General features: G+C 62.4%; 6 protein-coding genes. All 6 read left to right on the forward strand.

Going from position 1 to position 8,913, the window contains the following annotated elements; translation table 11 throughout:
* On the forward strand, positions 1 to 4,428 hold a 4,428-nt coding region (gene gltB / locus ABY403_RS09750; protein ID WP_372840601.1), incomplete at its 5' end, for a glutamate synthase large subunit.
* A 52-nt stretch (positions 4,429 to 4,480) separates the two neighbouring features.
* Positions 4,481 to 5,212, forward strand: a complete 732-nt coding sequence (gene mtgA, locus ABY403_RS09755) for a monofunctional biosynthetic peptidoglycan transglycosylase (RefSeq protein WP_372840603.1) — start codon at positions 4,481 to 4,483, stop codon at positions 5,210 to 5,212.
* Positions 5,200 to 5,856, forward strand: coding sequence for a methyltransferase (locus ABY403_RS09760; protein ID WP_372840604.1), 657 nt, complete (start codon positions 5,200 to 5,202; stop codon positions 5,854 to 5,856). Before mtgA ends, ABY403_RS09760 begins: the two co-directional genes overlap by 13 nt.
* A 164-nt stretch (positions 5,857 to 6,020) precedes the next feature.
* Complete coding sequence (locus tag ABY403_RS09765) at positions 6,021 to 6,686, forward strand: glutathione S-transferase family protein (protein WP_372840605.1); 666 nt, start codon at positions 6,021 to 6,023, stop codon at positions 6,684 to 6,686.
* Between the two features lie 62 nt (positions 6,687 to 6,748).
* On the forward strand, positions 6,749 to 7,774 hold the full coding sequence (queG, locus tag ABY403_RS09770) for a tRNA epoxyqueuosine(34) reductase QueG (protein ID WP_372840606.1): 1,026 nt from the start codon (positions 6,749 to 6,751) through the stop codon (positions 7,772 to 7,774).
* A gap of 54 nt (positions 7,775 to 7,828) precedes the next feature.
* The gene (locus ABY403_RS09775; RefSeq protein ID WP_372840607.1) at positions 7,829 to 8,746 is read left to right on the forward strand and encodes a DMT family transporter; all 918 of its coding nucleotides are present in this window, start codon (positions 7,829 to 7,831) and stop codon (positions 8,744 to 8,746) included.
* Positions 8,747 to 8,913 lie beyond the last annotated feature (167 nt).

Consider the following 8,913-nt stretch of genomic DNA (forward strand, 5'->3'; position numbering starts at 1 on the left):
CTTGTGGTTTCGATTGATGGCAGCCCCTCGCGGCAGGTCGTCGAACACGGGATCGAGGCGCTGAAAGCGGTCTGGCACCGCGGGGCCGTCGATGCCGATGGCAAAACCGGCGACGGCGCGGGCATCCATGTGCAGATCCCGGTCAAGTTCTTCTACGATCAGGTGCGCCGCACAGGGCACGAGCCCGACATGACCAAACTGATCGCCGTGGGGCAGGTGTTCCTGCCGCGCACCGACTTTGGCGCGCAAGAACGCTGCCGCACGATCGTGGAAACCGAAGTGCTGCGCATGGGCCATTACATCTATGGCTGGCGGCACGTGCCGGTGAACACCGATGTGCTGGGCGAAAAAGCGAATGCGACGCGGCCGGAAATCGAGCAAATCCTGATCCGCTGCGAAAAAGATATCGACCGCGAAACCTTCGAGCGCGAGCTATACATCATCCGCCGCCGCATCGAGAAAGCGGCGCTGGCCGCGCAAATCGCGGGGCTCTACATCTGCTCGCTTTCGTGCAGTTCGCTCATTTACAAGGGCATGATGCTGGCCGAACAGGTTGCGGTGTTCTACCCCGATCTGCGCGACGAGCGGTTTGAATCGGCCTTCGTGATCTATCACCAGCGGTATTCGACAAACACTTTCCCGCAATGGGCGCTGGCCCAGCCGTTCCGCATGTTGGCCCATAACGGCGAGATCAACACCCTCAAAGGCAACGTCAACTGGATGAAAAGCCACGAGATCCGCATGGCCTCTTCGGCCTTCGGTGACGCGGCAGAGGATATCAAGCCGATCATCCCGGCAGGCACGTCAGACAGTGGCGCGCTGGATGCGGTGTTCGAGGTGATGGTGCGCTCTGGTCGCTCGGCACCGATGACCAAGACCATGCTCGTGCCCGAGGCTTGGTCGAACTACACCGACGACATTCCGAAATCTTGGCAGGATATGTATGCCTATTGCAACGCGGTGATGGAGCCGTGGGACGGCCCCGCGGCGCTTGCCATGACCGATGGTCGCTGGGTCTGCGGCGGGCTGGACCGTAACGGCCTGCGCCCCATGCGCTATGTGCTGACGCTTGACGGGCTGCTGATTGCGGGCTCGGAAATGGGCATGGTGCCGGTGCCCGAGTCCAACATCGCCGAAAAAGGCGCGTTGGGGCCCGGCCAGATGATCGCGGTCGATATGAAGGCCGGCAAACTTTACCACGACCGCGCCATCAAAGACCGTCTGGCGGGCAGCCAGCCGTTTGGCGAATGGGTTTCCAAGGTTATCAACCTCAACGACATCATGCGCGATGTGCCGGAACACACGCTGCGCACCGGGGCTGAACTGCGCAAGCGCCAGATCGCGGCGGGCTATACGCTGGAAGAACTGGAACAGATTCTCGCGCCGATGGCCGAGGACGGCAAGGAAGTGCTGGCCTCGATGGGCGATGATACCCCGCCCGCGGTGCTATCAAAAATCTACCGGCCGCTTTCGCACTTTTTCCGGCAGAACTTCAGTCAGGTCACCAACCCGCCGATCGACAGCCTGCGCGAAAACCGGGTGATGAGCCTGAAGACGCGCTTCGGCAACCTCAAGAACGTGCTCGACGAAGACAGCAGCCAGACCGAGATTCTGATTCTCGAAAGCCCGTTCATCGCCAACGGCGAGTTCGAGGAAATGAAGCGCCAGTTTGGCGGCTCTGTCACCACGATCGACTGCACCTTCTCCGCAGGTGCCGGGCAAGAGGCGCTTCGCGACGGGCTAGAGCGTATTCGCGCCGAGGCCGAAGATGCCGTGCGTTCGGGGGCCAACCACCTTGTGCTGACGGACGAGGCGCAGGGCCCCGACCGGGTGCCGATGCCGATGATTCTGGCCACTAGCGCCGTGCACAGTTGGCTGACGCGCAAAGGCCTGCGCACCTTTACCAGCGTAAACGTGCGGTCAGCCGAATGTATCGACCCACATTATTTTGCGGTGCTGATCGGCTGTGGCGCCACCACGGTGAACCCCTATCTCGCGCAAGACAGCGTGGCCGACCGCGTCTCTCGCGGGTTGCTGGATGGCACGCTGGAAGAGGCGATGCGCCGCTACCGCGATGCAATCGACGCGGGGCTGCTGAAAATCATGTCCAAGATGGGCATTTCGGTGATTTCCAGCTACCGGGGCGGGCTGAACTTTGAAGCGGTGGGGTTGAGCCGCGCGATGGTGGCCGAATACTTCCCCGGTATGCCAAGCCGCATTTCCGGCATCGGTCTGCACGGTATTCAGCGCAAGCTGGAACAAGTGCACGCCCGCGCATGGAGCAATGACCAAGTTATCCTGCCGGTCGGCGGCTTCTACAAGGCGCGGCAATCGGGCGAGAAACACGCCTGGGAAGCGCCTTCGATGCACATTTTGCAGACCGCGTGCGAGCAGGGCAGCTTCGACCTTTGGAAGCAATATACCGCAATGATGCGGGCCAACCCGCCTATCCATCTGCGCGATTTGCTCGACATCAAACCGCTGGGCAAGCCGGTGCCGATTGAAGAGGTAGAAAGCATCACCTCGATCCGGAAGCGGTTTGTGACACCCGGCATGAGCCTTGGCGCGCTGTCGCCCGAGGCGCACAAGCTGTTGAACGTCGCCATGAACCGGATCGGCGCGAAATCGGACAGCGGCGAAGGTGGCGAAGACCCGGCGCATTTCGTGCCGGAACCAAACGGCGATAACCCCTCGGCCAAGATCAAGCAGGTCGCCTCGGGGCGTTTTGGCGTGACCGCCGAATACCTCAATGCTTGCGAAGAGCTTGAAATCAAGGTCGCGCAAGGGGCAAAGCCCGGTGAAGGCGGGCAGCTGCCGGGCATGAAAGTGACGGCGCTGATCGCGCGCCTGCGCCATTCCACCCCCGGTGTGACGCTAATCAGCCCACCGCCACACCACGACATCTATTCGATCGAAGACCTCGCGCAGCTGATCTATGACCTCAAGCAGATCAACCCGCGCGCCAAGGTGACGGTCAAACTGGTCGCCTCGTCGGGTGTTGGCACCATCGCCGCGGGCGTGGCCAAGGCCAAGGCCGATGTGATCCTGATCTCGGGGCACAACGGCGGCACCGGGGCAAGCCCCGCAACCTCGATCAAGTTCGCCGGTCTGCCGTGGGAAATGGGCCTGACCGAAGCGCACCAAGTGCTGGCCATGAACCGGCTGCGCGAACGCGTGACGCTGCGCACCGACGGCGGCCTGCGCACTGGCCGCGACATCGTGATGGCGGCGATGATGGGTGCCGAAGAATACGGCATCGGCACCGCCGCGCTGATTTCGATGGGCTGCATCATGGTGCGTCAGTGCCAAAGCAACACCTGCCCGGTGGGCGTGTGCACCCAAGACCCGGTGCTACGCGCCAAGTTCAACGGCACCGCCGACAAGGTGGTGAACCTGATTACCTTCTATGCGCAAGAAGTGCGTGAAATCCTTGCCAGCATTGGCGCACGCACCCTTGATGAGGTGATCGGGCGCGCCGACCTGCTGGCACAGGTCAGCCGCGGGTCCGAGCACCTTGATGATCTCGACCTGAATCCGCTGCTGATTACAGTCGATGGCTTTGACAGAATCGTCTACGACCGCTCGAAACCGCGCAACCACGTGCCCGACACGCTTGATGCGGAAATCGTGCGCGATGGTGCACGTTTCTTCGAAGACGGCGAAAAGATGCAGCTGAGCTATGCGGTTCGCAACACGCACCGCACTATCGGCACCCGCGCCAGCAGCCATATCGTGCGCAATTTCGGCATGAAGAACGCGTTGCAGCCCGACCATTTGACGATCAAGCTGACCGGCTCGTGCGGCCAGTCGCTGGGCGCTTTCGCGGCACCGGGGCTGAAGCTTGAGGTTATGGGCGACGCGAACGACTACGTCGGCAAGGGCCTGTCGGGCGGCATCATCGTGGTGCGCCCGCCGATGGGCAGCCGGTTGGTGGCAAGCGAGAACACGATCATCGGCAACACCGTGCTTTACGGTGCAACCGAGGGCTACCTTTTTGCCGCAGGCCGCGCAGGCGAGCGTTTCGCGGTGCGAAACTCGGGCGCTAAGGTGGTGGTCGAGGGCTGTGGCTCTAACGGTTGTGAATATATGACCGGTGGCGTGGCGGTGATTCTTGGCGCGATCGGGGCCAACTTCGGCGCTGGGATGACCGGCGGCATGGCCTATGTCTATAACCCCGCAGGCCGCGCGCGCAGCTATATGAACCTTGAAACGCTGGTTACTTGCGGCATCGAGCACCCGCATTGGGAAGCGCAGCTCAAGGAACTGGTCGAGCGGCACTTTGCCGAAACCGGCAGCGTCAAGGCGCGCGAGATCCTGCAAAACTGGGCCGAGGAAAAGGGCCATTTCCTTCAGGTCTGCCCGCGCGAGATGTTGGCGCATCTGCCGCATCCGCTGACCCGCGAAGCCGCGGCGATGCCCGCCGAATAAGGCGCACACCCCTGCCCCTTGACCGGGGCGGGGGCCGTGTCTTACCTGCGGCATGGCAAAGAAAAAGTCAGCCCCACCAGAGCCGCCCGAACCACCGCGCCGTGGCCTGCTAGCGCGTGCCTTGCGCTGGGTGTGGTATTGGTTCTGGCGTGGCGCTGTGCTGGCGACGGGGCTGATGCTGACCTCGATCGCGATTTACGCATTCGTCAACCCGCCGATCACCATGACCATTCTTGGCGAGTGGTGGCGGCTGGGTCAGACCCATCGCAAATGGGTGCCGATTGAAGACATCAACCCGGTCATGGCACGCTCGGTCGTGGCGGCGGAAGACGCCAATTTCTGCCTGCACTGGGGCTTTGACGTGCCCGCGATACGGGCGGCGATTGCCGAAGGGGGCACACGGGGCGGCTCTACCATCAGCCAGCAGGTCACCAAGAACGTGTTTCTCTGGCAGGGCCGAAGCTGGCCGCGCAAGGCGTTCGAGGCCGCTATCACCCCGATGGTGGAACTGGTCTGGACCAAGCGGAGAGTGCTTGAGGTCTATCTGAACGTGGCAGAGTTCGACACCGGGGTTTTTGGGGTGCATGCCGCAGCCGAAGGCTATTTCAACACCACGCCCGACAAGTTGACCGCGCGGCAGGCGGCGCTGCTGGCCGCCGTCTTGCCCGACCCAAAGCGGCGCGATGCCGCCAACCCTTCTGCATTTGTAAGCCGCCGCGCCGAGGCGATTGCCGATGGGGCCGAAACCATAAAGGCCGATGGGCGAACCGCGTGTTGGGAGTAAACCGCACGCTGCCCGAAGCCACCGCCTTCATCCGCGAAAACCTGCGGCCCGCCCCGGCACCGCTTCTGCCCGAGATCACGCTTTTTCAAGCGCATTCGGGCAGTGGGCTTTCGCGTTTGGGCTCCATTCCCTATTGGGCCTATCTTTGGGCGGGGGGTGCCGCTTTGGCCCGCCATTTTCTGCAGAACCACGAAGTCGCGCGCGGGCTGCGCGTGCTCGACCTTGGCGCGGGGTCCGGGGTGGTTGGCATTGCCGCAGCCAAAGTCGGGGCGGAATGCGTGATTTGCGCCGATACAGACCCGTTTGGCGCAGCCGCCAGCGCGCTGAACGCCGAAGTCAACAGCGTCGGCATCAAGGTATTGGGTGAAGATGTCACCTGCGAACCTCCGCCAGAGGTAGATCTGATTGCCGCGGGTGATGTGTTCTATGCCGCCGATGTTGCAGCACGCATGACCCGTTGGTTCGACCACTGCACAAGCGCGGGGATCACGGTTCTGGTGGGCGATCCGGGGCGCAAGCATCTGCCGCGCCACCGGCTTCGCTTGCTGGCCGAATACCCTGTGCGAGATTTTGGCGAAGGCGCGGGGAAGCCCGCAAGCACTGGGAAAGTGTTCGCGTTCGCACCGCGCATCCGCGCTGGATAGTGCAAGAAGGCTGATCCGCTGCGAAAAGCTGCGCATACCGAACCCTCTTGCGCCAATCACGCGGGGATTGGGCAGAGGATTGCGCGGCAAGTCGGGCCTTGCCCATTGATCCACCACCCCACCGTCGCTATCACAAAGAAGCTACCCTCACGCAGGCCATTCGGATGAACCGTCTTTACCACGTCGCTCTTTCTCCATTCTGCCGCAAGGTCCGCCTTGTGCTGGCCGAGAAGAAGATCGAGGTCGAACTGGTCGAAGAGCGGTATTGGGAAGCCTCGCCCGAGTTTTTGCGCCGCAACCCCGCGGGCAAGGTGCCGGTGCTGCGGCTCGACGGGCGGATCATGGCTGAAAGCCAAGCGATTTGCGAATATGTCGACGAAACCGTGCCGACCCCGCCCTTGCTGCCGCGCGACCCACAGGCGCGTTACGAGGTGCGGCGCCTCTGCGCGTGGTTCGACGACAAGTTCAACGCGGACGTCACGACAAAGGTTATGGGTGAGCGGGTCTGGAAAAAGATCCGCAAGGAAGGCTACCCAGACAGCAAGACCGTGAAATCGGGGCTTAGCGCGATCAAGCGGCATCTAGACTACATGGGCGAGCTGCTGGATCAGCGCCGCTGGTTGGCGGGCGACGTGCTGACCCTTGCCGATTTCAGCGCAGCGGCGCATCTGAGCTGCCTCGATTACATCTCTGATGTCGATTGGGACCGCTCGGTCACGGTCAAGGACTGGTACGCCAAGATCAAGTCGCGGCCTGCTTTCCGCTCGCTTTTGGCGGACCATGTGCCGGGGATGCCGCCATCGCCGCAATATGCAGAGCTCGATTTCTGAGGGATCGGAGCAGTCTGGCGCACGCGCCCGACGATGTTTTGGCAGCAAGGAAGCAGGGGCGCATGAAAGCGCGGCTGATCGATCAGGCATTGGCCGAGGGGTTTTCCAAGGCGCGGGTCATGCGGCCCGACGCGGTGCCAGAACTGGCGTCGCGGCTGGCGGCGTTTGTGGCGGCTGAACGGCACGGGCAAATGGGTTGGATGGCCGAGCGGATGGAATGGCGCGGCAACCCCGCGGCACTCTGGCCCGACGCGCGCTCGGTTCTGATGCTTGCCGAGGTCTACACACCCGCGGGCGACCCTTTGGCCGTTTTAGAAAGACCAGAGCGAGGCGCGATCAGCGTTTATGCGCAGGGCCGCGATTACCACGATATCGTCAAGGCCCGGCTAAAGCGGTTGGGGCGCTGGCTGGTGGCCGAGACGGGGTGCGAGATCAAGGTATTCGTCGATACCGCGCCGGTGATGGAAAAACCGCTGGCAGCGGCTGCGGGCTTGGGCTGGCAGGGCAAGCATACAAACCTTTTGGCGCGCGATCTGGGCAATTGGTTCTTTTTGGGCGCAATTTTCACGACGCTGGATCTGGAACCCGATCCGCCCGAGCGCGAGCATTGTGGTGCTTGCACGGCCTGTCTCGACATCTGCCCGACCAAGGCTTTTCCCGCGCCCTGGCAACTCGACGCGCGGCGCTGCATTTCCTACCTGACGATCGAGCATCGTGGACCGGTCGATCCGGCGCTGCGCCCATTGCTGGGAAACCGCATCTATGGCTGCGACGATTGTCTGGCGGTTTGCCCGTGGAACAAGTTTGCCGCAGCGGCGCACGAGTTGCGCTACACCCCGCGCGAGGCAGAGCCACCGCTTTTGGCGGAACTCGCGGCGCTGGATGATGCCGGTTTTCGCGCGCGGTTTTCGGGTAGCCCGATCAAGCGGATCGGGCGCGACCGGATGGTGCGCAATGTGTTGTATGCGATTGGCAATTCCGGCGTTGCCGATTTGCGCCGCGTAGCCGAGGGGTTGCGCGGCGATGCAGACGAGGCCGTGGCCGATGCGGCCGCCTGGGCCTCGGCGCGGCTGGCCGAAGAATTGTAACCGGAACGCCTGGTGGTCTTTCCTTTGGTACTGTGGGGGCGCTAACGTGGCGCCATGTCACCTCTGCGCGGTATCCTGCTAAAACTGATTTCGGTGCTGGTTTTCATCGCCATGTCGTCTTTGATCAAGGCGTCGTCGGCGCATGTGCCTGCCGGAGAGGCCGTGTTCTTTCGCTCGTTCTTCGCGATTCCGGTGATTCTTGTCTGGCTGGCCGCTCGGCGAGAGCTGCAAAGCGGAATCCGGGTGGCAAGCCCTATAGGGCATGTCTGGCGTGGCGTTCTGGGAACCACGGCGATGGGGCTGGGGTTTGCGGGCCTTGGGTTGCTGCCTTTGCCCGAGGTTACGGCAATCGGCTATGCTTCGCCGTTGCTGACGGTTGTTTTCGCGGCGATGTTTCTGGGCGAGCAGGTGCGGGCCTTTCGCATGACCGCAGTGGCCCTTGGGTTGGTGGGTGTGCTCATCGTGCTTTCGCCGCGTTTGAGTGGTGTGGGCGTAGCAAATGAGCGCGAGGCTCTAGGCGCTGTCGTGGTGCTGATGGGGGCGCTCTGTTCGGCGTTGGCGCAAGTATTCGTGCGCAAACTGGTCGCAACCGAGCGAACCAGCGCCATCGTGTTCTGGTTTTCCGTCACCGCAAGCGTGCTCAGCCTTGTCACACTGCCGTTCGGTTGGGTGATTCCCACCTTGGGCGAGGCGGTGTTGCTGGTGCTCGCAGGGCTTCTTGGCGGTTTGGGCCAGATATTTCTGACCTCAAGCTACCGCTACGCGGACGCCGGAGTGATTGCGCCTTTCGAATACGCTTCGATGATTTTTGCGCTGGCGATTGGCTATTTCATCTTCGACGAAGTTCCCACGCTGATCATGCTTGGCGGGGCCTCGCTGGTGATTCTGGCGGGCGTTTTGATCATTTGGCGAGAGCGCGCTCTTGGGCTGGAACGTGCTCGGCAGCGCAAGGCAATGACGCCGCAGGGGTGAAATCTCGCCCCGCAGATGTTATGTTGAGGGTCCGTAGAGAGAAGGAGCACGCCATGACGCGACATATTGCAGACCATGAACGCCCGAACTCGGATGCTGATCGCCTGCGCGCCTATGTCGAAATCGAGCGCGCGGAAAAGCCCAGCAAGGCCACAAAAGACCTGCAA

Source organism: Phaeovulum sp., assembly GCF_041596715.1.
In the GTDB taxonomy this organism is placed as follows: Bacteria; Pseudomonadota; Alphaproteobacteria; order Rhodobacterales; family Rhodobacteraceae; genus UBA6213.